28 protein-coding genes and 1 other annotated feature (1 of these 29 running past the window's edge) are annotated in these 20,878 nt (G+C 52.1%); of the genes, 25 read left to right on the top strand and 3 right to left on the bottom strand.

Going from position 1 to position 20,878, the window contains the following annotated elements; translation table 11 throughout:
• Positions 1-109, top strand: a binding site (T-box leader); it begins 109 nt to the left of the window's first position.
• Positions 110-111: 2 nt separating this feature from the next.
• The 4 genes from metG to rsmA all read left to right on the top strand — a co-directional run bounded on the left by metG (position 112) and on the right by rsmA (position 4,371).
• Positions 112-2,076: a methionine--tRNA ligase gene (metG, locus tag ACULM0_RS08490; RefSeq protein ID WP_463677122.1), complete on the top strand. Its 1,965-nt coding sequence runs from the start codon at positions 112-114 to the stop codon at positions 2,074-2,076.
• 97 nt (positions 2,077-2,173) lie between these two features.
• The gene (locus ACULM0_RS08485) at positions 2,174-2,953 is read left to right on the top strand and encodes a TatD family hydrolase (protein WP_463677121.1); all 780 of its coding nucleotides are present in this window, start codon (positions 2,174-2,176) and stop codon (positions 2,951-2,953) included.
• A 1-nt stretch (position 2,954) separates the two neighbouring features.
• A complete protein-coding gene (rnmV, locus tag ACULM0_RS08480) occupies positions 2,955-3,494 on the top strand; it encodes a ribonuclease M5 (RefSeq protein ID WP_463677120.1) in 540 nt (179 codons plus the stop codon).
• 1 nt (position 3,495) lies between these two features.
• A complete protein-coding gene (gene rsmA, locus ACULM0_RS08475; protein WP_463677119.1) occupies positions 3,496-4,371 on the top strand; it encodes a 16S rRNA (adenine(1518)-N(6)/adenine(1519)-N(6))-dimethyltransferase RsmA in 876 nt (291 codons plus the stop codon).
• On the opposite strand, the gene ACULM0_RS08470 is transcribed toward rsmA, so the two are convergent.
• Positions 4,368-4,913, bottom strand: a complete 546-nt coding sequence (locus ACULM0_RS08470; RefSeq protein ID WP_463677118.1) for a Holliday junction resolvase RecU — start codon at positions 4,911-4,913, stop codon at positions 4,368-4,370. The two genes, rsmA and ACULM0_RS08470, sit on opposite strands and share 4 nt — an antisense overlap.
• A 453-nt stretch (positions 4,914-5,366) precedes the next feature.
• On the opposite strand from ACULM0_RS08470, the gene ACULM0_RS08465 reads away from it, so the two are divergent.
• From ACULM0_RS08465 to ACULM0_RS08400, 14 genes are all read left to right on the top strand, one after another.
• Entirely contained in the window at positions 5,367-7,064 is a 1,698-nt protein-coding gene (locus ACULM0_RS08465) for a metallopeptidase domain-containing protein (RefSeq protein ID WP_463677117.1), read from the top strand.
• A 241-nt stretch (positions 7,065-7,305) separates the two neighbouring features.
• Positions 7,306-7,452 carry a hypothetical protein gene (locus ACULM0_RS08460; protein ID WP_463677116.1) on the top strand — a complete coding sequence of 49 codons (147 nt, stop codon included), beginning with the start codon at positions 7,306-7,308 and terminating at the stop codon, positions 7,450-7,452.
• 22 nt (positions 7,453-7,474) lie between these two features.
• Positions 7,475-7,699, top strand: coding sequence for a glutaredoxin family protein (locus ACULM0_RS08455; protein ID WP_463677115.1), 225 nt, complete (start codon positions 7,475-7,477; stop codon positions 7,697-7,699).
• 171 nt (positions 7,700-7,870) lie between these two features.
• Positions 7,871-10,375, top strand: a complete 2,505-nt coding sequence (locus tag ACULM0_RS08450; protein ID WP_463677114.1) for an FAD-dependent oxidoreductase — start codon at positions 7,871-7,873, stop codon at positions 10,373-10,375.
• A gap of 13 nt (positions 10,376-10,388) precedes the next feature.
• Positions 10,389-10,658: a metal-sensitive transcriptional regulator gene (locus tag ACULM0_RS08445; RefSeq protein WP_463677113.1), complete on the top strand. Its 270-nt coding sequence runs from the start codon at positions 10,389-10,391 to the stop codon at positions 10,656-10,658.
• A 122-nt stretch (positions 10,659-10,780) separates the two neighbouring features.
• Positions 10,781-12,007: a DUF401 family protein gene (locus tag ACULM0_RS08440; RefSeq protein ID WP_463677112.1), complete on the top strand. Its 1,227-nt coding sequence runs from the start codon at positions 10,781-10,783 to the stop codon at positions 12,005-12,007.
• Positions 12,008-12,074: 67 nt separating this feature from the next.
• Positions 12,075-12,251 (top strand): MarR family transcriptional regulator, encoded by a 177-nt coding sequence (locus ACULM0_RS08435; RefSeq protein WP_463677111.1) that lies wholly within the window; start codon positions 12,075-12,077, stop codon positions 12,249-12,251.
• A 68-nt stretch (positions 12,252-12,319) separates the two neighbouring features.
• On the top strand, positions 12,320-12,478 hold the full coding sequence (gene rd / locus ACULM0_RS08430; RefSeq protein WP_463677110.1) for a rubredoxin: 159 nt from the start codon (positions 12,320-12,322) through the stop codon (positions 12,476-12,478).
• Between the two features lie 22 nt (positions 12,479-12,500).
• Positions 12,501-12,659 (top strand): rubredoxin, encoded by a 159-nt coding sequence (gene rd, locus ACULM0_RS08425; RefSeq protein WP_463677109.1) that lies wholly within the window; start codon positions 12,501-12,503, stop codon positions 12,657-12,659.
• Between the two features lie 25 nt (positions 12,660-12,684).
• Positions 12,685-13,107, top strand: coding sequence for a Fur family transcriptional regulator (locus ACULM0_RS08420; protein ID WP_463677108.1), 423 nt, complete (start codon positions 12,685-12,687; stop codon positions 13,105-13,107).
• A gap of 12 nt (positions 13,108-13,119) precedes the next feature.
• A complete protein-coding gene (locus tag ACULM0_RS08415) occupies positions 13,120-13,500 on the top strand; it encodes a desulfoferrodoxin (protein WP_463677107.1) in 381 nt (126 codons plus the stop codon).
• A gap of 61 nt (positions 13,501-13,561) precedes the next feature.
• Complete coding sequence (locus tag ACULM0_RS08410; protein ID WP_463677106.1) at positions 13,562-14,071, top strand: ferritin; 510 nt, start codon at positions 13,562-13,564, stop codon at positions 14,069-14,071.
• A gap of 21 nt (positions 14,072-14,092) precedes the next feature.
• The gene (gene rbr, locus ACULM0_RS08405; RefSeq protein ID WP_463677105.1) at positions 14,093-14,665 is read left to right on the top strand and encodes a rubrerythrin; all 573 of its coding nucleotides are present in this window, start codon (positions 14,093-14,095) and stop codon (positions 14,663-14,665) included.
• 61 nt (positions 14,666-14,726) lie between these two features.
• On the top strand, positions 14,727-15,293 hold the full coding sequence (locus ACULM0_RS08400) for an HD domain-containing protein (protein ID WP_463679872.1): 567 nt from the start codon (positions 14,727-14,729) through the stop codon (positions 15,291-15,293).
• A 67-nt stretch (positions 15,294-15,360) separates the two neighbouring features.
• On the opposite strand, the gene ACULM0_RS08395 is transcribed toward ACULM0_RS08400, so the two are convergent.
• A complete protein-coding gene (locus ACULM0_RS08395) occupies positions 15,361-15,906 on the bottom strand; it encodes an RNase H family protein (protein ID WP_463677104.1) in 546 nt (181 codons plus the stop codon).
• Between the two features lie 176 nt (positions 15,907-16,082).
• On the opposite strand from ACULM0_RS08395, the gene ACULM0_RS08390 reads away from it, so the two are divergent.
• From ACULM0_RS08390 to ACULM0_RS08360, 7 genes are read left to right on the top strand one after another with little or no spacing between them, the layout of a single operon-like run.
• Complete coding sequence (locus ACULM0_RS08390) at positions 16,083-16,874, top strand: Mrp/NBP35 family ATP-binding protein (RefSeq protein ID WP_463677103.1); 792 nt, start codon at positions 16,083-16,085, stop codon at positions 16,872-16,874.
• Complete coding sequence (locus ACULM0_RS08385; RefSeq protein ID WP_463677102.1) at positions 16,871-17,209, top strand: NifB/NifX family molybdenum-iron cluster-binding protein; 339 nt, start codon at positions 16,871-16,873, stop codon at positions 17,207-17,209. Before ACULM0_RS08390 ends, ACULM0_RS08385 begins: the two co-directional genes overlap by 4 nt.
• A 2-nt stretch (positions 17,210-17,211) precedes the next feature.
• Positions 17,212-18,033: an ATP-binding protein gene (locus ACULM0_RS08380; RefSeq protein WP_463677101.1), complete on the top strand. Its 822-nt coding sequence runs from the start codon at positions 17,212-17,214 to the stop codon at positions 18,031-18,033.
• Complete coding sequence (locus tag ACULM0_RS08375) at positions 18,026-18,928, top strand: ATP-binding protein (RefSeq protein ID WP_463677100.1); 903 nt, start codon at positions 18,026-18,028, stop codon at positions 18,926-18,928. The genes ACULM0_RS08380 and ACULM0_RS08375 overlap by 8 nt, the downstream gene beginning before the upstream one ends.
• 17 nt (positions 18,929-18,945) lie before the next feature.
• Positions 18,946-19,299, top strand: a complete 354-nt coding sequence (locus ACULM0_RS08370) for a NifB/NifX family molybdenum-iron cluster-binding protein (protein WP_463677099.1) — start codon at positions 18,946-18,948, stop codon at positions 19,297-19,299.
• Positions 19,300-19,314: 15 nt separating this feature from the next.
• A complete protein-coding gene (locus tag ACULM0_RS08365; RefSeq protein ID WP_463677098.1) occupies positions 19,315-19,761 on the top strand; it encodes a Fur family transcriptional regulator in 447 nt (148 codons plus the stop codon).
• Positions 19,754-20,197: a DUF134 domain-containing protein gene (locus tag ACULM0_RS08360; protein WP_463677097.1), complete on the top strand. Its 444-nt coding sequence runs from the start codon at positions 19,754-19,756 to the stop codon at positions 20,195-20,197. The genes ACULM0_RS08365 and ACULM0_RS08360 overlap by 8 nt, the downstream gene beginning before the upstream one ends.
• Before the next feature lie 90 nt (positions 20,198-20,287).
• Here ACULM0_RS08360 and ACULM0_RS08355 read toward each other — a convergent pair whose 3' ends face one another.
• Positions 20,288-20,839, bottom strand: coding sequence for a YeeE/YedE thiosulfate transporter family protein (locus ACULM0_RS08355; RefSeq protein ID WP_463677096.1), 552 nt, complete (start codon positions 20,837-20,839; stop codon positions 20,288-20,290).
• Positions 20,840-20,878 lie beyond the last annotated feature (39 nt).

Genomic DNA, 20,878 nt, shown 5'->3' with positions numbered 1-20,878 from the left:
GACGAACGTGAGACCGGGCCGTACCCCCGCGTTAAGGGAGCAGAGTGAGGGCATCCGATCGAGGATCTCTAACTAGGGTGGTACCGCGAATGAAACCTTCGTCCCTAAGGGATGGGGGATTTTTCACTTTTTGAGAAGAGGAGGCGACTGAATATGTCCGATCGCAAGACGTTTTATGTGACGACACCCATTTACTATCCGAGCAGCAAGCTCCACATCGGTCACACCTACACGACGGTGGCCGCCGACGCCATTGCCAGGTACAAGCGTGCCAAGGGATTTGATGTCATGTTCTTGACCGGGACGGATGAACACGGTCAGAAAATCGAGAAGGTTGCTACAGAAGCAGGGAAAAGCCCCAAGGCCTTTCTCGATGAAATCGTGGCAGAGATCAAGGTGCTCTGGGAGACCATGGAGATTTCCTATGACGATTTCATCCGGACCACCGATGAAGACCACAAGCGCCGCGTGCAGATGATCTTCCAGAAGCTCTACGACAAAGGGGACATCTACAAAGACCAGTACGAGGGTCTCTACTGTACACCTTGCGAGTCCTTCTGGACAGACTCACAGGTGGAAGATGGGAAATGTCCCGATTGCGGGGGTCCGGTAGAGGTGACCAGCGAAGTGGCCTACTTCTTCCGTTTATCCAAGTACCAGGATCGTCTGCTCGAGCTCTTCGAGACCAATCCGGAGATTCTAGAACCCGCTTCACGTGTCAAAGAAATGGTCAACAACTTCATCAAACCTGGCCTTGAGGATCTCTGCATCTCACGGAGTTCCTTTGACTGGGGAATCGAAGTGCCCATCGACGAAGAGCATGTGATCTACGTTTGGCTGGATGCCCTGTCGAACTACATCACTGCCCTCGGTTACCCCGAAGTGGAAGAGGGAAAATTCGCACGATACTGGCCGGCTGATATCCATCTCGTTGGAAAGGAGATCGTTCGCTTTCACACGATTATTTGGTTTGGTCTTCTGATGGCCTTGGAGATCGACCTACCGAAGAAAGTTTTTGGACACGGTTGGATCCTGCTAGACGGTGGTAAGATGAGCAAATCGAAAGGGAATATTGTGGACCCTGTCGTGCTTATCGATCGTTATGGCGTGGATGCCTTGAAATACTTCCTCCTTCGCGAGTACGCCTTCGGTCAAGATGGTCTGTTCACCAACGAGGTCCTGTTGAACCGACTGAATGCCGATCTGGCGAACGATCTGGGGAACCTGGTGTCACGTACGCTGGCCATGGTGGAAAAATACCGCGATGGCGTTGTGCCAGCGGCGGGACCGGCCTTTGATTTTGACGAAGACATGAAGACGCTTGCTGCCACCTGCCATGAACGCGTGGACGCTCACATGGCGGACCTGGACTTCTCGGGAGCGCTCGAGGAGATATGGCAAGTGATCCGACGGACGAACAAGTATATCGATGAGACGATGCCCTGGGCTCTCGCGAAAAAGGAAGAATCGGCAGAGCAACTGGATACGGTGCTCTACAATCTGATCGAAGGGATCCGTGTGATCAGTGTGCTCATCCAGCCATTCATGCACCACACCTCACAGAGAATCTGGGAGCAGCTGGGTATTGATGAGCAGCCCTACGCGTCCAGTGAAACCTTCGGTCTCTATCCCGTGGGCAATACGGTTAAGAAAGGGGAATCACTCTTTCCCCGTATCGATGTGGCGAAGGAACTGGAGGAACTCAACCAGATGAACGAAGAGAAGAAGGCACCGGAAGTAAAGAAGCCCGAACCCAAGGAAGAAATCAGTATAGATGATTTTGCAAAGTTGGATCTGCGCGTGGCAGAGGTTATCGAGGTTGAAGATCATCCGAATGCCGACAAGCTCTTGGTATTGACTCTGGACCTAGGCTACGAAAAGCGCCAGGTGGTATCGGGGATCAAGTCACATTACAATCGAGACAATCTCTTGGGCAAAAAAGTGGTTGTGATCACGAATCTGAAACCGGTGAAGCTACGAGGGGTAGAATCCCAGGGGATGATTCTGGCTGCTGAAGACCAAGAGAATCTGAGCCTTCTCGGTGCAGATGTCGTGCCCGGCACCTCGGTCTCTTAATCGAGTGCAAGGATAAGAGAAAGGCCTGGGTTGTCCCGGGCACTTCTTTTTCTCAAGAGAAAAACAGGAAACGAAAGAACTGAAGGAGGCACTACCCATGACACTTTTTGACTCACACACCCACCTGGATGATGGGAGGTTCCAATCCGATCGCGAGTTTGTGATCCAACGTGCGAGAGCCGCAGGTGTGCGGTTCATATTGAACCCCGGGGCAGACCTCGCTTCGTCTACCGAGGCCGTGCGTTTGGCCGAGGAGAACGAAGACTACTATGCTGCCGTGGGCGTTCACCCTCATGAGGCCAAATCCGTGGACGATCAGGTATTGGCCCTGATCAAGCATCTTGCCCGATCTGAGAAGGTGGTGGCGATCGGGGAAATCGGACTCGATTATCATTACGATCACTCCGAACGCTCCGTTCAAAGGGAGGTCTTCCGTCGCCAGATCCAACTGGCCATGGACTTGCACTTGCCCATCATCATACACGACCGGGAGGCACATGCGGATGTACTCGAGATACTGAAGGAGGAAGAGGCTTTCTCCAACGGTGTACTTCTGCATTGCTATTCTGGGTCGGCAGAGATGGCCAGACAGTATGTCGAGTTGGGGGCAATGATTTCCCTTGCTGGACCGGTCACCTTCAAGAATGCCAAGAAACCCGCAGAGGTGGCACAAGAGGTCCCCCTCGATCATCTGCTCATCGAGACGGACGCGCCTTATCTCACACCTACACCGCACCGCGGAAAGCGAAATGAGCCGGCCCACGTGAAATGGGTGTGCGAACGGATCGCCGAGCTAAGGGGATTGACACCAGAGGAAGTCGCCGAGGCAACCACGGCGAACGCACTGCGATTTTTCAAGATCAAAGACGGGCGCTAAAATGATAACGGTTAAGGAGACGATTGTCGTCGAGGGGCGCGATGATCTGACGAGGCTTCGAACCTGTCTGGATGCCCATATCATCATTACCCATGGTTTCGGTATCACAGAGGCGATCTACAGGGAGATTGCCTATGCCGTGGAGCGGACGGGTGCGATTGTTCTTACGGATCCCGACTATGCTGGAGAACAGATTCGGTCTAGAATCAACCGGCGGATTCCAGGGGTCAAGCACGCCTTCATCACCCGTGAGGAAGGCACCCTCGATGACAACGTGGGCGTGGAAAACGCATCTTGTGGGGCTATTCTAGAAGCACTCGCCAAAGTGCGGACGTTGTCGGAAAAACCCGGTGACTATACACCGGCGGATCTTGTGATGCTGGGTCTCTCTGGACATCCCCAAGCTGTCGAACGACGCAATCAATTGGGCAAGGTGCTGGGTATCGGTTATGCGAATGCGCGCGGTTTCCTCGAGCGGCTCAATCACTATGGCATCACGCGTCAAGAACTCGCGGATGCCTTGGATGAACTGGGGTGGTAGAATGACGAAATTGAGTTCACCGAAACGAGTCAAGGCGATCAAAGAAGCTTTTAACTTCGAGATGGCAAAGGGATTGGGTCAGAACTTTTTGATCGATGAAAGTATGATCGATCGAATCGTGGCGGGTGCTGGTCTCGAAGCCGGTGATCAGGTCCTGGAGATCGGTCCCGGGATGGGGGTGCTGACGGAAGCCATGGCCGGCGTTGCCGAGCGTGTGGTGGCTGTGGAAATCGATGATCGGTTGATTCCCATCTTGGCGGAGACCTTATCCCATCGTGAGAATGTAACCGTTGTACACGGGGATGTCCTAGCCCTCGATCTGGCAGAAGTCCTGTCGGGTCATTTCACGAGACCGCCAAAGGTAGTGGCGAACCTACCCTATTACATCACGACGCCGATCATCATGCGTTTTCTTGAAGAGGGATTAGAGGTAACGGATCTCATCGTGATGGTGCAAAAAGAGGTGGCCGATCGAATCATCGCATCACCGGGTAACAAAACATACGGTGCCTTGAGTGTGGCGGTACAGTATTATGCGGAGGCAGAGAAACTATTCCGCGTACCCCGTTCCGTCTTCATGCCCCAGCCAGGGGTGGATTCGATGGTGATCCGCTTGAGGATTCGCCAAGAACGGGCGGTGGATGTCTTGAGTCGCAGGTCCTTCTTCCAGGTGGTCAAGGCGGCCTTCGGTCAGCGGAGGAAAACACTCCTCAATGCGCTTTCGGCGGGACTTGAGCTCGAAAAAAGCGCTTTGGCAGATGTGCTCTGGGAAGCGGGGATCGATCCCAAGCGAAGGGCAGAAACGCTCTCGATGGATGATTTTGCAGCGCTTACCAATGGCTTGATCCGACAAAAAATGTTGAAACCGCTCGATTAGAGCGGTTTTTTATCGACCCTTTTTTCTTTGAAACGAAGATATGCATTTAATGTGGGTAGATAGTTTAATACCCCCCCGTGCTCCCGATGGATCTCCAGGGAATCATCGAGAGCGGCCATAGCGATGGAACTACGGTCCTTACCTCGAACGGCTTCTTCCACCAGCTCATAGGGAATCAAAAAGAATCGATCGGGGTCCTTGAAGTGGCAGATCAGAAAGCTCAATCCCTTCTGATCGTTAAAGTCCCTCATGTAATCGATCTGATGCTCGTGGATATTGTAGAGGGGCAAGCTCTTGCGCGTGGTCTCCTTTGCATCGAAAGCGATGGCCACCCCTTGGATGACACCGATGAAATCCACGGTGGATTTCTTCTCGAAGAAGGCCTTGCGGATCAGCCCCCGGTCGTCGATTTCGAGCACCTTGATGGGGATGTTCACGGGATCGATACGGCCGAGTCCCTTTCGTTGGTAGTAGGTATTGGTGTATAAGATGAGGTCTTCAAGGGCGTCGCCGCGTCCGCCTCCTGTTCTCCAGGCTGTCATAGGGTGCTCCTTTCGGGTTGTGTATAACCTGTGGATAATGTGTATAAGTGAATGATCTGTACTGTCAAGGGGATAGAGGGCGTTTCATTAAAAATATTTCACCCCCCATATATGGTGGGGGAAACCCCGTTTCTATCCATATTTATTATAACATCTGGTGATTAGGGCGTGTAGGGGAAAAAGGAACGGATATGCTCACGAACTTTATTACCGGTACGAAACGGCATTGTACGTGTTTTTGAGAGCCTGATTTTTCTTATCCACAATTTCGGTGGATAAGCTGTGTATAACCGTGGATAACTACCGATAACCTGTGAACAGTTTGGTGGAAAGACGAAGGAAAGGCGCGTGTTTCTTGTGGATAACCGTGTTTTAAGCACGATTTTACTCCCAATCCTGTGGATGGTGTGGATAGCGGGAGGCGTTTGGGCAGAGTCGCCGGAGGGACTACTTGTGGACGAGCAGTGGATTCCTGCTACGGAGTTTGAGATTGTGGATAACGTGTATTATCTCCCCTTGATCCCGTCGATGACCGACTACCTGGGGATCGACACGAAGGTAGCTTCTGAAAAGATCACGATCGACCGCGTGCCCCCTCGCGCTCCTGTGTACCTCGGGCGGCGGACTGCTTCTGATGTTACCTTCTCCTTCGATGAGCGGGAGGTGATGATGGGAGGGGATACCCAAAATGAGATTCGCCTGATGAAGCGAGGAGAGATCTTGTACCTTCCGCTTACGGAGCCGGTGCTGAAAGCTTTGTCTTGGCAGTTGCAGGAGAAAGGGTTGTTCACGGGATGGCGACCTTCATCCAAAGTTTGGTTGGAAGAAGTGGGAGACTGGTTTGAAGAAAAAGCCCGCGACTGGCGGCCCACTCTGCAGCAGGATGAAATGGACCGATGGCACGGTGAGACGGATGAGCTGGTGTATACGATTTTTGAGAACGGTGATGAGGTGATCGGAACCCATGTGAAGGGTTCACTCGAAGGCGTTGGCTTGTACCGCTGGGGGCGTGATGGTACCCGTTACGTGGGTGGTTTTCGTAACGACAAGATCCATGGGATCGGGCGATATACCTACGCGGGTGGCGGTAGGAGTCCCATTCTGTTTTCCAAAGAAGGACACTCTCCCTTTGCGAGCAACCGGTTCACCGACCGACAGCGTAGCTACCGATCAAAACAGCCGGTGCTCCTGGTGGCGGTCTCCTATAGCGATGTGACCATTCGTTCGTCGGAAGAGCTTCTAGCGGATCGTCTTCGCGCACTATCGGATGCATGGTTTGATTTGACGGACGGACAGCACCGACTGGTACCCGCGAGCGAAGAGGTGGGCGAGGTGAACGACGGGGTCGTGATGGTCACTGTCGATCATGCGCACGGGGGAGGATTTCAAGGGGAAGACTTCATGGAGGAGATTCTCAGACCCTTGACGGATACTGTGGACTTTGACAGCTTCGACGGTAACGACGATGGCATCCTGGATCCCGATGAACTCCACATCATCCTGGTGATCGCCGGGAGAGAATCGGAGCTACCGGCGGACGAATCCTCTGTTCTTTCCCACCGACGGCGCTTGTCCTCTGATGATACGCGCCTCACCAAGTGGGTGGACCTACCGGGGTACATTGTGATCGGTGAAATATGGGAGACGGGTGAACTGACGCCCTTGGGGGTTTTTCTCCATGAACTGGGCCACAATTTCAACTTGCCGGATCTCTATGGTCCCCCATCCCCACGGGGTGTAGGAGAGTTCAGCCTCATGGCACGGGGCTATACCTCCGAGACGTCGGACGGGATGATGCTTGATCCCTTTAGTCGCTTGTATCTGGGGCTAGTGACTGCCGAGGAACGCTGGCCCCCCACCGTCTATTCCCCTTCCCGGGCGTCGATCACCAGAATCCCCCTCGATGGTGAACGCTACGTGCTCGTGGAACGTCGAGAAAAGGGGCTTCTGTTTTGGATCGTGGACGAAGAGAAAGTCAATGAGCGCTACGATGAGAATCGACTGAATGTAGATCCTCAGGACCAGGCCATCCGTCTGTTTCGAGGTTACAAAAGTCCCTACTTCTCCCTAGAGCGGTCGTTTCTCGTGGGTTTTGAAGGGACGATCTTTCGATCGGATGGGATAGATAAGATACAGATTTATAAGCCGTGACGGTACTTGACAAAGAAAACGAAATGCATTATCATAGGGCCAAACAGCCCCCATCTGGGGGGATGAATAGGAGGAAATTATGAGTATTCAAGTAACGGATAGCGCATACGGAGAGATTGTCAAAGCGCTCGGCGCATCTAAAGAAGAAACAAAGAAGGATGTTCGCGTCTTCGTCAAGGGTATTGGCTGAGGCGGCCCTGCCTTTGGGATCGCTCTGGATGAGCGGTCGGAAAATGATGTCGTGGTAGAGCATGATGACTTTGCCCTGATCGTGGAGAAGTCATTGGTGGATCAGTTTGGAAAATTTGATGTCGACTACCGGGACAGTTGGTTGTCTAAAGGATTCGTCGTACAATCGGAATACGCTGGCGGCGGCGGAAGCTGCTAGCCGACACGAGAGGAGAAAGAACATGAATGTAACGATTTTCACATCGAACACATGCGCTTACTGCAAAATGGCCAAAGAGTACATGGATGAGAAGGGTGTTTCCTACGTGGAGAAGAATGTATCCACGGATGCCGAGGCCCGTCAGGAACTGATGTCCAAGGGATTCATGGGCGTGCCCGTGATCATGGTCGACGAGGAGACGGTACAAGGTTTCGATAAAGCGAAGTTGGATTCCCTCTTGGGGTAAGCCAACAGACCATCCGGTCGTTCCCAAAGGGGAACGGCTTTTTTTTTTATGTTCGCTCGCTTGACAAAAGATAGTCTATCTTATAAGATGAAGCCACCACCCGGCGGGGTGGGGGTATATAAGTCTATCTTTTAACAAACTATATAGAAGCAACTGACGAGGAGGTCCAACATGTCCAAGAAAGTCCTGATAGTCGGAGGGGTCGCTGGTGGCGCGAGCACAGCGGCAAGACTCCGGCGGGTCGATGAAACGGCCGAGATTATCCTGTTCGAAAAGGGTGAGTACATTTCTTTTGCCAACTGCGGTCTACCCTATTACATCGGTGGTGTGATCGAACAGCGCGACGCCTTGCTCGTGCAGACGCCCGAAGACTTCAACGCGCGTTTCAAGGTGGATGTACGCGTACAGAATGAAGTGCTGACAGTAGATACCGAGAAGAAAAGTGTGGCGGTGAAGAACCACGTAACTGGGCAAACCTATGAAGAGTCCTACGACCAGTTGGTGCTTTCACCAGGGTCGCAGCCGCTCCGTCCACCGATTCCCGGCATTGACCAGGGGAACATCTTTACCCTGTGGACGATTCCAGATACGGACAGGATCAAGGCTTTCGTGGACGAGAAGAAACCGAAGCGCGCCGTAGTGATCGGCGGCGGCTTCATCGGTATCGAGATGGCCGAGAACCTGGCTGATCTGGGGATCGAGGTATCGCTTGTGGAGATGTTGGACCAGGTCATGGCGCCCATCGATTTCGAGATGGCCCAAGATGTGCACCAGCACATGCGCACGCACGGGGTGAATCTCCATCTGGGCGATGGCGTGAAGGAATTTGTCACCGTAGGCGAGACCACGACCGTCGTACTGCAGAGCGGTACGAAAGTCGAAGCCGATATGGTGATGCTGTCGATCGGTGTACGGCCCCAGACGGCGTTCCTGAAGGATTCTGGTATCGAGCTGAACCAGCGCGGAGGGATCATCGTGGATGAGTACCTCCGAACGAACGCCGAGGGTGTGTATGCCATCGGCGATGCTGCGGAGATCATCGATTATGTGAACGGTGGGAAGACCATGATTCCACTCGCGGGTCCGGCAAACAAGCAGGGACGGATCTGTGCGAACAATATGACTTACGGTGAAAAAGAAATCTACAAGGGGACCCAGGGGACTTCGATAGCCAAGGTTTTCGATCTGACGGTCGCTTCAACGGGTGTCAATGAGAAATCGCTCAAGAAGAGCGGCAAGGTGTACGGCGAGGATTACCTGGTCTCCATGACGCACTCGAAATCTAACGCCGGCTATTATCCCGGTGCAATTCCGATGACCTTGAAGGTCATCTTCACCAAACCGGAAGGTAAGGTTCTGGGCGCTCAGGTCGTTGGTTATGAAGGTGTGGACAAGCGACTCGATGTGATTGCAACGGCCATGAGGTTCGGGGGAACAGTTGATGATCTGAAAGAACTCGAGCTGGCCTATGCGCCTCCCTACTCTTCTGCTAAGGATCCCGTCAACATGGCTGGGTTCGTCGGGGAGAACATGCTCGAAGGTACGGTGGAGACGGTGAATTGGGACCAGATGGACACTCTCGACGAGAACACGGTGGTCCTCGACATTCGCGAACCTCTCGAGCGAGACCTTGGCTACATCGAGGGTTCGATCAATATTCCGGTGGATCAACTCCGCGATCGCATCGATGAGCTCGATAAGAGTAAGACCTACGTGGTGTACTGTGCCATCGGTGTGCGCGGTTACGTGGCCACAAGAATTCTCATGCAAAAGGGGTTCAAAGCCAAGAACCTGGCCGGTGGATACGCGACCTACTCCTGCGTCTTCTGCCAAGAGGACGGTTCGAAGTGCGGTGGTGTCACTTGCTCACCAGATCTCGATTATTCGGAATCCGGCGATGTAGAGGAACACGAGTCAACAGATTTTAGCGGGGCTACCGGAGAAGTCATTAAGCTGAACGCTTGCGGTCTACAGTGTCCCGGACCCATCATGCAGGTATCGAATAGCATCAAAGAAATGAAATTGGGGGATGTGCTCGAGGTGCGCGCCACGGATCCCGGCTTTGTACGTGATATCGAGACGTGGTGCAAGCGCACGGAGAACACACTTCTCGAGGCAGGGAAGAAGGACCGCGAGTTCGTTGCCCGTCTCGTGAAGGGATCGAAAAAACCAGCGGTGGTCAAGAACGGCGCGATGATGCCGGCCAAGACGAACAAGACCATGGTGGTCTTCAGCGGGGAGCTTGACAAGGCAATCGCATCGCTGATCATCGCCAACGGTGCGGCCAGCATGGGGCGACAGGTCACGATGTTCTACACCTTCTGGGGTCTGAACATCCTGAGGCGTCCCGAGAAGATCCACGTGAAGAAGGGTGCCATTCAGAAGGCCTTTGCAGCCATGATGCCACGCGGAACGCAGAAGTTGGGCTTGAGCCGCATGAACTTCATGGGCATGGGAGCCAAGCTGATTCGCAAGATCATGAAGGACCACAATGTAGACCAGGTGGAAACGCTACTCCAGATGGCACTCGATAACGGTGTCAAGATGATCGCCTGTAACATGAGCATGGATCTGATGGGAATCACTGAGCAAGAGCTGATCGACGGCATTGAACTCGGTGGCGTGGCCAGCTACCTGGGTGACGCTGAAGAGTCTGATGTGAACCTGTTTATTTAAGGAGAGTGATGAGATGCCAACCGAAGAGAAGAAGAAGAAGATCGTCAACCGGCTGCGCACAATCCAGGGCCACATCAGTGGGATCGAGAAAATGATCGAAGAAGACCGCGCCTGTGAGGATATCCTCGTCCAGGTGGGGGCCATCCGATCCAGCATCAGCCGTGTCGGCATGGTGATCTTGGAGGATTACGCCAAGGAATGCATCCTGCTTGAGTCCGAGGACATCGATCAGGACGCTCTCGATCGCGTGATCGGCATGCTGCTCAATTATACAAAGACCTAGTTCGAAACCCGATGGCTTCTTGAGAAGAAGCCATCGGGTTTTTTATCTCCTAGTTTTTATCAGGTGAGCTATGTTAAAATAGAAATGATATTTCGCCTTACTAACGAACAAAGGAGAGAAGAATGGTCATACTTTCGCTTGTATTAGCCATGACGGTGGTCCTTTTTATGGCGGCTAAAAAAATCAACATCGGTCTGTCGCTAGTGGTGGGATCGGTCCTGCTGCTCCTTTTCAACGGTAGGGACTTTGGAACGATAGGGTCGGTAATCCTCGATACAATCGTCGATACCACGACGGTGAACTTGGCCCTGAGTATCGCCCTGATCACGGTCCTCGGTCATTTGATGGACCGGTACGGTTTGCTCGACCGTATGATTCTGGCATTGGAAGGTTTTTTGAAGAGCGCCAAGCTGACAATCCTGCTGGCCCCTGCGATTATCGGGACACTACTCGTCACCGGAGGAGCCCTGCTCAGTTGTCCGGTGGTGGATGAACTTGGAGAGCGGCTGCAATTGTCTTCCGATCGCAGGGCAGCTGTGAATCTGGTTTTCCGCCATGCGCTCTACTTTATCTATCCCTTGTCTCCACCCATGATCCTGGCGGTGGAACTCGGTGGTTTTGCCATGCTGGATCTGATCAAGATCCAGTTGCCGATCGCCGTGGTGATGTATCTCGTGGGTTACTTCATTCTCTTGGCACCGGCGGAAGCGCCTGAGCATATGCATACCGAGCATCGTCTCGTGCACCTGGGCGCATTTTTGAAAAACGCCTCCCCGATCCTCGTGAGCTTGCTCGGGGTGATCGTCTTCTCACTTCCCTTTTATCTGTCCCTGCTCCTCGGGATTGCAGTGGCCTGGGGCCTCCACCGATGGGAGGGACGGGAGGCCCAAGCTTTCTTCCAGCTCGTACGCCAAGGGTTCCGGCCTGGCATGGTATTGGCGATCCTAGGGATTATGCTGTTTAAGACCAGCGTGGACCATCTGGAGGAGCTTTTCGTGGTCCTCGAGAATCTCTTTCAAACGGGTTTACCCGTGGAATTACTGATCTTCCTGGCGGCGGCGCTCATTTCTTTTCCCATGGCTTCCACGCAACCGGGAATCGCCATCTTGTATCCCCTGATCCTACCCTTGGCGAACACACCGGATGAACGGCTGATCTACGGGATGTTCATCTACACCAGTGCCTTCGTATTCTATTACATTTCTCCCCTCCATATGTGCCAGGTACTAACCTTAGAGTATTTCCGGGTGGACATGAAGCGCCTGTACCGGCATTACGCAACGATTCTACCGGCGATTTATTGTGCCATGATTGGCTTGTATATCTTTCACCGGTTGAGCGGAGCTTGACGCGAACAAGGGCATATGGTAGACTGATTTTGTAATTGTTACAATATGAGAAGGGGGTTATTGGCCAGTGGATATCAAAGGATCGGTGTTGGATCTGCTCGCGTCATCGGAGCCGATGCGCACCGGAGAAATTGCCGAGCACTTGGGTGTTGAGAAAAAAGAACTCGACAAAACAATGAAGGCACTAAAATCGGAAGAGAAGATTTTTTCTCCCAAACGATGCTACTATTCAGTGAAAAAGTAGATTGATTCACAATTGTATGGGTAAAAAATACAGTGTATGACAACAGCATAGATCGAAGGAGGGTTTATATGAAGTGGGAATGTACTGCTTGTGGTTACATTTACGATCCGGCCGTAGGTGATCCCGATGGGGACGTTGCTCCGGGAACTGCCTTTGAGGATATTCCGGACGATTGGGTTTGCCCGCTTTGCGGCGTAGGCAAAGACATGTTTGAACCTGTTGAGTAGATAAAAAAGGAGGAAGGTAAATATGAAGTATGAATGCACAGCTTGTGGTTACATCTATGATCCTGAAGTAGGCGATCCTGATGGTGGCGTAGCACCTGGAACATCTTTTGAAGACATCCCGGACGATTGGGTTTGCCCGCTCTGTGGTGTTGGAAAGGATATGTTTGAACCCGTCGCATAGACGATAGAGAGGAGTCATCCGACTTATGCAGTATCACCCGAAAGATATCGGTCTCTTTCTGAAAGAGAATGACATCAAGCCGTCTTATCAGCGGATCAAAATCTACGAATACCTGATGGATACGAGGGAACACCCTTCGATCGATCAGATTTATCGGGATTTGATTCCAGAGATGCCGACGTTGTCCAAGACGACGGTTTATAATACGTTGAATCTCTTTGTGGAACGAGGTGTAGCACAACTGATCGCCATCGAAGACCACGAGACCCGATATGACGCGGATATGCATCTTCACGGTCATTTTAAATGTGAAGTCTGCGACAGGGTGATCGATTTTCCCGTAAGCGAAACCGTGCATCGGGAATTTGAGCTGGGTGGCCATCGTGTTAAGGAAACACATCTTTATGTTAAGGGGATTTGCAAGAATTGTAGTTTGAAGGAGAAATAGGAGGATTTATCAATGCCTAAACGTTTTGAAGTATACAAATGTGAAATCTGTGGAAACATCGTTATGGTCAATCATGGTGGCGACGCTGATTTGGTATGCTGTGGTGAGACCATGAAGCTGATGGAAGAACAGACAGCTGACATGGCGACAGAAAAACACGTACCTGTGATCGAAGAAATTGATGGCGGATACAAAGTGACGGTCGGCTCTACACTTCATCCGATGGAGGAGAAACACTACATCGAGTGGATCGAGTTACTGGCCGGCGAAAAGCTGCTTAGAAAGTACTTGAAGCCTGGTGATGAGCCCATCGCGGTCTTCAAGACAGATGAGACGGTGAAGTACGCCAGAGAGTACTGTAACGTACACGGTCACTGGAAAGGTGACTTATAAAGAATATTACTATTAAAGAGGCCATTTAGCGCCTCTTTAATGTATGTTAAGGAGGAGAACCATGAACAAAAGAATGCAAGAAGAATTTAACAAGCAGATCAACGAAGAGCTCTTTTCATCATACCTGTACCTCTCGATGGCGAATTACCTAGAAGACGCTAGTCTACCGGGCTTCTCCAGCTGGATGCGCGTTCAGGCCGAAGAGGAAAAATTCCATGCTGAAAAATTCATGTACCACCTCAACGAGCGTGGGGGCCGTGTGAAGTTAATGGCCATCGAAGAACCCAAGTTCGAGTGGAGCGATGTCCTCGAAATCTTTTCTGACGCACTCAACCACGAGAAGCACATCACGAGCAGAATCCATCACATGATGGATGTGGCGCTCGAAGAAAAAGATTATGCCTCGAAAAATCTGCTCGATTGGTTTGTGGATGAGCAGGTAGAGGAAGAGGACACAGCCGAGGGGATCTTGGATCAGTTGAAGTGGATCGATGGTAAGGGCAACGGTCTTCTCATGATGGATCGAGAGCTCGGACAAAGGGTCTTCACACCAGAAGCAGACGCAGAATAGTTTACGAGAGGACGGGATAGGATGAGTATCAAAGGAACAAAAACAGAGAAAAATTTGTTGAAGGCTTTCGCGGGGGAATCACAGGCGAGAAGTCGGTACACGTTGTTTGCAGAGAAGGCAAAAGAAGAGGGCTACGAACAGATCGCGGCCATCTTCATGGAAACAGCGGAGAATGAACTGATTCACGCCGAGCGCTTTTTCAGCTTCCTCGAGGGTGGTCCCCTGGAGATCACGGCGACTTACCCAGCAGGTAAAGTGGGTACGACCCATGAGAACCTGTTAGAAGCTGCAGCCGGTGAGAACGAAGAGCACACGGAGCTTTATCCCGAGTTTGCCAATGTGGCGGACATGGAAGGTTTCAAGCAAGTAGCTGCGACTTTTAGAAATGTCGCTAAGGTTGAGGTAGAGCATGAGATGCGCTATCGCAAGCTGGCTGCGAATGTCGAGAAAGAGCGTGTGTTTGAAAAGGACGAGGCCGTTCGATGGAAGTGTCGCGTGTGCGGTTATGTGCACGTGGGAGAAAAGGCACCCAAGATGTGCCCGACATGCCTCCGCGATCAGGGGAACTTCGAACTCAAGGAATCAAACTACTAGAAGAAAAACGGGTCGACAACCGAGGATGTCGACCCCTTTTCCATAGGAAGGGGAACGTGTGATGTACGATCGAGAGAAGACCTTGGCACTTCTGAAACAGTACACCAAGACGGACAGTCTGCTCAAGCACGCCTATGCCGTTGAGGCCAGCATGATGGGCTACGCTAAAGTGTGGGATGAGCCTGTGGAAGAATGGGCGGCTGTGGGTCTGCTACACGACATCGACTATGAGAAGTATCCCGATGAGCACCCCCTAAAGGGTGTAGAAATCTTGAAAGAGGCCGGCTATCCTGAGCATTTTGTGACAGCGGTCAAAGGACACGCGGACTATACCGATACACCGCGGGAGACACGCCTGGCCAAGACGCTCTATGCCGTCGATGAACTGAGTGGGTTTGTCGTCGCCGTAGCCCTCGTACGCCCCAACGGTTTTGAAGGAATGAAGGTCAAGAGTGTCAAGAAGAAGCTCAAGGATAAGGCTTTTGCTCGAGCCGTTAACCGTGAGGAGATCGAGAAGGGCGCCGCTGAGTTGGGTGTGGATATGACCGAGCATCTCCAGCTGGTGATCGATTCCTTGAGAGACCGGGAAGAGGCACTGAGTGAAATGGGCGACAGCCTGATCAAATAGAAAGAAATAAGAAAAAGCGGAGCCAAAGGCGCCGCTTTTTCTTATTTTCCCGCTTTTCTCCAGCGGATCATGATTTGATTTCCATCATCCCGATGTTTGCCAGTTCATCGGCACGATGGTTTTTTTCGACGATTTCGTCGAAAGCCTCCCGGGTGATGAAGCCGGGGTTTTTTTCGTTGAAGCGGCGGTACCATTTGTCCATCTCTCGCTCATCGTTCACATTGAGGTGTCCTTTGACGTTGAAGAAATGCACCTCGTGAAAGCTTTCCACGAGTTCGAGGAGCTCTTCCCAGAGGGCTCGATTTTCCACAGGTGAGTTCTTGGACGTTCTCCAGCCCTTTTTACGCCAGTTCACATACCATTTCTGGTGGAAACAATTGACGACATAGGCGCTATCGGAGAAGACGTGTACCATCAGGTCACGGCTCTTGAGGGCCTTGAGGCCTTCGATGATTGCCGTGAGCTCCATGATGTTGTTCGTCGTGTTCACAATGCCACCATAGAGTTCTTTCTCGTGGCCCTGGTAGACCAGGATGCTTCCCCAGCCCCCGACATTCTCTGTGCTCTGGTTGTTGGCGCATGCGCCATCTGTATAAAGATAAACTGATTTCAAGTTGGATCACCCTCGCGGTTTCACAGTGCAGTGGTTATTGTCGATTTGTCCTCCACCATTATATCACGGGCAGGAGAGAAAACAATCGTAGCGAGCTGAGGAATCCTTGTTGACAAGCACTGAGGAGAGGCGTATTCTGTTATTAGCATATGCCAATAACAACAAGGAGGTAGACGATGATACAAAAGGAGCAGATGAACACACATAGTCAGGCGAAAAAAATCATCGCTGTTATGAGTGGCAAAGGTGGGGTTGGAAAATCTTCCGTCACAGCCTTACTGGCCACGGCACTTCATTCCGCAGGGCTATCGGTGGGTGTGATCGATGCGGATATCACGGGTCCTTCGATTCCCAAGGTCATGGGTGTGGCGGATCAGAAGATCGTGGGGACACCAAAAGGGCTTCGGCCTGTCGAGACCACTTCGGGGATTAAGGTCGTATCGATCAATAATATTCTTGAACACCAGGATCATCCCGTGATCTGGAGAGGACCAATTCTCAATCAGACGGTCAAGCAATTCTACACGGAGGTTGATTGGGGCGCGCTGGATGTGCTCCTCATCGATATGCCCCCGGGAACGGGAGATGTGCCCCTGACTGTCATGCAGTCGATTCCTATCGATGGTATGATCCTAGTCACCTCACCTCAAGATCTCGTAGGCTTGATCGTGACAAAATCCCTGAAGATGGCGCAGATGCTTTCTGTTCCAATCCTAGGATTCGTCGAGAACATGAGTTTTTTCCTCTGTCCGGATAACGGTAAGACCTACGAACTCTTCGGCCCTTCGAAGATCGAAGAGATCGCAAAGGAGCTCAAGGCAGAGGTTTTGTTGCGCATGCCAATCGATCCGAACCTGGCGGTACTTTCCGACGAGGGTCGGATAGAATTGTATGAGAAAGAGAATCTTGTTTTCGCGGATCAGATTAACGAAGCACTGGTGAAAAGAGTAAAGGAGATGTTAGCGTGAAGGTCTTGATCACAGCGAAAGAAGCATACTTGAACGGAGCGGTGGACGAACACTTTGGGCGAGGGGCCTATTTCTGTCTCTATGATACCGATACGAAAGAGATCACGTTCATCGAGAACGAAGCGGCGAAGGAGAATTCTGGAGCAGGTGTTAAGGCGGGACAACTGGCCCTCTCCCTAGGTGCAGAAATCGTGGTCACCGGGCATCTCGGACCAAAGGCCTCCACGGTACTCAATAAAGGAAAAGTCCGTGGATACGCGCTAAAGAGTGCGACCATCGCGGGTACGATCGATGACGTGGTAGCGGGCAATCTGTCTCTTCTCCAGGAGGGCTAGACATGCGTGTGGTCGTACTCAGTGGCAAGGGGGGAACGGGAAAGACGACGGTCAGTACCCATCTGGCCGTGCTTTCGGGCTTCACCTACCTGGATCTCGATGTCGAGGAGCCCAACGGGCACCTCTTCTTGGATCCGGAGATCGAATCGGTGAATGAAGCGGTCCTGATGCTTCCGAGAGTCGATCGGGAGACCTGCATATCCTGCGGGAAATGCATACAGACATGCCAATACAATGCGCTCGCAATGGTTTCAGAAGAAGTGATGCTTTTCGAGGACCTCTGCCACGGTTGTGGTGCCTGTAGCATCGTGTGCCCGGTGAACGCTATCGAGGAGGTGCCGAAAACGATCGGTCACCTGCACCGTGGGCCCGGGTATGCTCGGGGAGAGCTAAACTTGATGGTAGAAACGGCTGTACCGGTCATCCATCAAGCAAAGGCCCTGTTGCCGGTAGAAGAAAATGCATTCATCGATGCCCCCCCGGGGACCAGTTGCTCCGTGATCGCCGCTTCGAAGGGAGCAGATTACGCGATGATCGTGACCGAACCGACGGCCTTCGGTTTACATGATTTGAACCTGGCCGTCCGTTTGATGAGACAGCTCGGTATTCCCCACGGTGTTGTCCTTAACCGCGCGGGTGAGGAAGATCATGTGGTTGAGGATTACTTGGAAGAGGAGAACCTGCCGATGCTAGGAAAATTACCTTTTTCGGAGACCGCAGCCCGTGCTCTCTCCGAGGGTCAGATGCTTTGGGATGTCGGTGCCTTCTCTGGATTATTCAAGCAGATCTACAGGAGGCTGATGGAGGAGGTCCGAAATGTTTGAAATCGCGGTAATCAGCGGAAAAGGGGGTACAGGTAAGACAACAGTATCCGGGGCCTTGGCCTACTTGCTGCCTGATCTTGTGAAAGTGGATGCCGATGTGGATGCATCGAATCTACACCTGCTCCTCTCTCCCAAGACACAGGCGTCGGAAGTTTTCTATGGGGCCAAAGTCGCCAAGATCGATTCGGAACGTTGCTCCGCCTGCGGACGATGCGACAACTTGTGTCGGTATGAAGCGATCGATTGGAAAGAAGGTCGTTACCACGTGAATCCCTATTTATGCGAAGGTTGCAACGCTTGCGTTGTCGGGTGCCCTGAAGAAGCAATCGGGCTTTTCGAAGAGAAGACCGCGGATCTCCTGACGTCACAGCCGGAGCGGGGGGCTCCCCTCTTTCATGCTGACATGGAGATTGGTGCGGAGGGATCTGGAAAGCTGATCAGTCGGCTTCGGCAGAAGGCCAAGGGGAGCGGAGGCGAGCGCTATTTGATCGACTCATCCCCCGGGGTGGCATGTTCGGTTATGAGTGCGATCACAGGTGCAGATTTCGTCGTGATCGTGACCGAACCCACGCTCTCTGGAGCCCGCGATTTCCAACGAGTTTGGGGAATTGTCGAACATTTTAAGCTAAAGGCGGGGTTGATTGTAAATAAATTTGACTTGAACCCCTCCCTATCTGATAAAATAGAGCAAAAGGCTCGTGAATATTCTATCAAAATACTTGGACGCATACCCTATGACCCGGCCGTGGCGCGAGCGGTCAACCGATTGAAACCCGTGGTCGCTTTTGACCCAGCGTCTCCGGCCTCCAGAGCCCTCGTGGAGGTGACCGATCACCTACGAGCGACAGTCGAGGAGATTTACGGAGAACGTGCGTTGTTTGTTTTTCATAAGTAGACGAGGAGAGAGGAGTCATGTATATGAAATTAGCCGTGGCAACAGAAGCCGGACAAGTCGCCCAACACTTTGGACACTGCAAGAAGTATACGTTTTATACCGTTGAGAATCGCGAGATTCAGGAAAAAAAGACCATTGATAATCCCGGCCACCGTCCCGGTTTCTTACCCGGGTACCTTAAGGAACACGGTGTCGATCTGATTATCTCGGGGGGGATGGGAGCAGCTGCCCAGCTGTTGTTCAAGGATGCAGGGGTGGAGGTCATCGTAGGAGCCAAGGGAAATATCGATGAAGTCGTCTCCTCCTATTTGTCCGGGACCCTAGAGAGTACCGACGAAGTATGTAATCACGACTCACATCATCACGATTAAAAAGGAGCGATGACCGTGGATAACCGATTGGATTTGATCCTAGAAAAACTCAAGGCCGAGGGCCTCAAGATCACGTACCCCCGGACGGAGATCATCCGTTTGTTTCTCGAAACCAATGATCATTTGAAACCGGAGGATCTCGTGGAGATGGTGAAGGACAAGAATATCAGCGTGCCCACGGTGTATCGCAACCTGGATGTTCTGAAGCAACACAGGATCATCAAGGAGATTTCTCTTCATGATGCCCGTTATTACGAACTGATCATGTACTCGGGCAACCGCCTTCACGTGCACCTGAAGTGCAGAACCTGTGATGCGCTGATCGAGTACAAAGACGATGAGCTGATGCTCAGCATGTTGAAAGACCAGCACTATGTAGAGCAGACCTTCGGCGCACTGGTGGATGACATCACGGTGCTGATGAACGGCATCTGCCCTAAGTGTCGTGAGCAGGATGCCTAGACCAAAGAAAAAGAGACGAATCGCTTATTCGCCTCTCCATCATTATTTTAAACCTCAGGGGATCCCCACGGTTTTACTCGAGGAAGAGACCCTGAAGCTCGAAGAACTCGAGGCCATCCGCCTCAAGGATCTTGAGGGCATGCACCAGTCGGACTGTGCGGAGGCCATGCACGTTTCCCGGCAGACCTTTCAGCTGATTCTTGAGGAAGCGCGCGTGAAAGTGGCCAGGGCCCTGATCGAGGGTCACGCCATCAAAATCGAGGGCGGTGATTACGAGATCCGAGGGTGCCTCTATAGCTGTGAAGCGTGTGGCGCCACCTTTGAAGTGGGACTTGTACAGGATGAGAAGGCATGCATCGCTTGTGGCTCCGATCAGATTATATGCCGCAAGAAAAAGCGACACAGGCGACATCAAGAACACGTGAACACCGACTAGGTGGCGTGTTCTTTTTTTTGTCAATTAAAAAGCACCTCCCGGGACCTTCGCCGGAGGATGCTTTTCCCGATCAAGATGAACAGGTGAGGGCTATAGAAAGAATCGAATGAGTAGTTTGCTACCCACAATCACACCGAGAAACAGGGCGATGCCAAAGATCCAGCCAGAGAGCGAGAGGGAAGCGACACCCGAGTAGAAAGCACCGATGTTGCAACCGAAGGCGATACGGGCACCGTAGCCCATCATGAGTCCACCGAGAACAGCCGCGACGATCTGATTGGGGTTCTTGATTCTCTTGATTCTGAAACCTGAGGCCATGAGCGTGGCCAACAGAGCGCCGATGATTAAGCCGACGTTTCGGATGCTTTCTCCATGGGCGAGAAAGCCTGACTCAAGGGTAGAGCTTGCCGCTTGTGAACGGAAGTAGAACCACGAGCTAACGTCACCACCGATCGCTTCGAAGAACCAAGCCCCCCAGTGGGCCAGCGGGCCCGAGACGCCCCAGGGATTACCCGTGACTGCCAATGTGGCGATCTGCAAAATGCTAAGTAAGACTGCGCCAGTGATGTAGGGAAAGGCATCTCGAAACCATCTCTTGTAGTATTTGTTTTCATGCAATGCGTCAAAGGGTTTTAAAGACAAGGCTAAAACCTCCCGCTTGGTATGTTCGATTATCGTGTG

This window comes from Halotolerantifilum yawarlongkerapense (assembly GCF_054506745.1).
This window is presented reverse-complemented; position numbering and strand designations above follow the sequence as displayed.

What these genes read in the sequence shown, in the direction of transcription:
- metG (WP_463677122.1), top strand. Translation starts at nt 112, where the DNA reads ATGGGGGATTTTTCACTTTTTGAGAAGAGGAGGCGACTGAATATGTCC.
- ACULM0_RS08485 (WP_463677121.1), top strand. Translation starts at nt 2,174, where the DNA reads ATGACACTTTTTGACTCACACACCCACCTGGATGATGGGAGGTTCCAA.
- rnmV (WP_463677120.1), top strand. Translation starts at nt 2,955, where the DNA reads ATGATAACGGTTAAGGAGACGATTGTCGTCGAGGGGCGCGATGATCTG.
- rsmA (WP_463677119.1), top strand. Translation starts at nt 3,496, where the DNA reads ATGACGAAATTGAGTTCACCGAAACGAGTCAAGGCGATCAAAGAAGCT.
- ACULM0_RS08470 (WP_463677118.1), bottom strand. Translation starts at nt 4,913, where the DNA reads ATGACAGCCTGGAGAACAGGAGGCGGACGCGGCGACGCCCTTGAAGAC.
- ACULM0_RS08455 (WP_463677115.1), top strand. Translation starts at nt 7,475, where the DNA reads ATGAATGTAACGATTTTCACATCGAACACATGCGCTTACTGCAAAATG.
- ACULM0_RS08450 (WP_463677114.1), top strand. Translation starts at nt 7,871, where the DNA reads ATGTCCAAGAAAGTCCTGATAGTCGGAGGGGTCGCTGGTGGCGCGAGC.
- ACULM0_RS08445 (WP_463677113.1), top strand. Translation starts at nt 10,389, where the DNA reads ATGCCAACCGAAGAGAAGAAGAAGAAGATCGTCAACCGGCTGCGCACA.
- ACULM0_RS08440 (WP_463677112.1), top strand. Translation starts at nt 10,781, where the DNA reads ATGGTCATACTTTCGCTTGTATTAGCCATGACGGTGGTCCTTTTTATG.
- rd (WP_463677110.1), top strand. Translation starts at nt 12,320, where the DNA reads ATGAAGTGGGAATGTACTGCTTGTGGTTACATTTACGATCCGGCCGTA.
- rd (WP_463677109.1), top strand. Translation starts at nt 12,501, where the DNA reads ATGAAGTATGAATGCACAGCTTGTGGTTACATCTATGATCCTGAAGTA.
- ACULM0_RS08420 (WP_463677108.1), top strand. Translation starts at nt 12,685, where the DNA reads ATGCAGTATCACCCGAAAGATATCGGTCTCTTTCTGAAAGAGAATGAC.
- ACULM0_RS08415 (WP_463677107.1), top strand. Translation starts at nt 13,120, where the DNA reads ATGCCTAAACGTTTTGAAGTATACAAATGTGAAATCTGTGGAAACATC.
- ACULM0_RS08410 (WP_463677106.1), top strand. Translation starts at nt 13,562, where the DNA reads ATGAACAAAAGAATGCAAGAAGAATTTAACAAGCAGATCAACGAAGAG.
- rbr (WP_463677105.1), top strand. Translation starts at nt 14,093, where the DNA reads ATGAGTATCAAAGGAACAAAAACAGAGAAAAATTTGTTGAAGGCTTTC.
- ACULM0_RS08400 (WP_463679872.1), top strand. Translation starts at nt 14,727, where the DNA reads ATGTACGATCGAGAGAAGACCTTGGCACTTCTGAAACAGTACACCAAG.
- ACULM0_RS08390 (WP_463677103.1), top strand. Translation starts at nt 16,083, where the DNA reads ATGATACAAAAGGAGCAGATGAACACACATAGTCAGGCGAAAAAAATC.
- ACULM0_RS08380 (WP_463677101.1), top strand. Translation starts at nt 17,212, where the DNA reads ATGCGTGTGGTCGTACTCAGTGGCAAGGGGGGAACGGGAAAGACGACG.
- ACULM0_RS08375 (WP_463677100.1), top strand. Translation starts at nt 18,026, where the DNA reads ATGTTTGAAATCGCGGTAATCAGCGGAAAAGGGGGTACAGGTAAGACA.
- ACULM0_RS08370 (WP_463677099.1), top strand. Translation starts at nt 18,946, where the DNA reads ATGTATATGAAATTAGCCGTGGCAACAGAAGCCGGACAAGTCGCCCAA.
- ACULM0_RS08360 (WP_463677097.1), top strand. Translation starts at nt 19,754, where the DNA reads ATGCCTAGACCAAAGAAAAAGAGACGAATCGCTTATTCGCCTCTCCAT.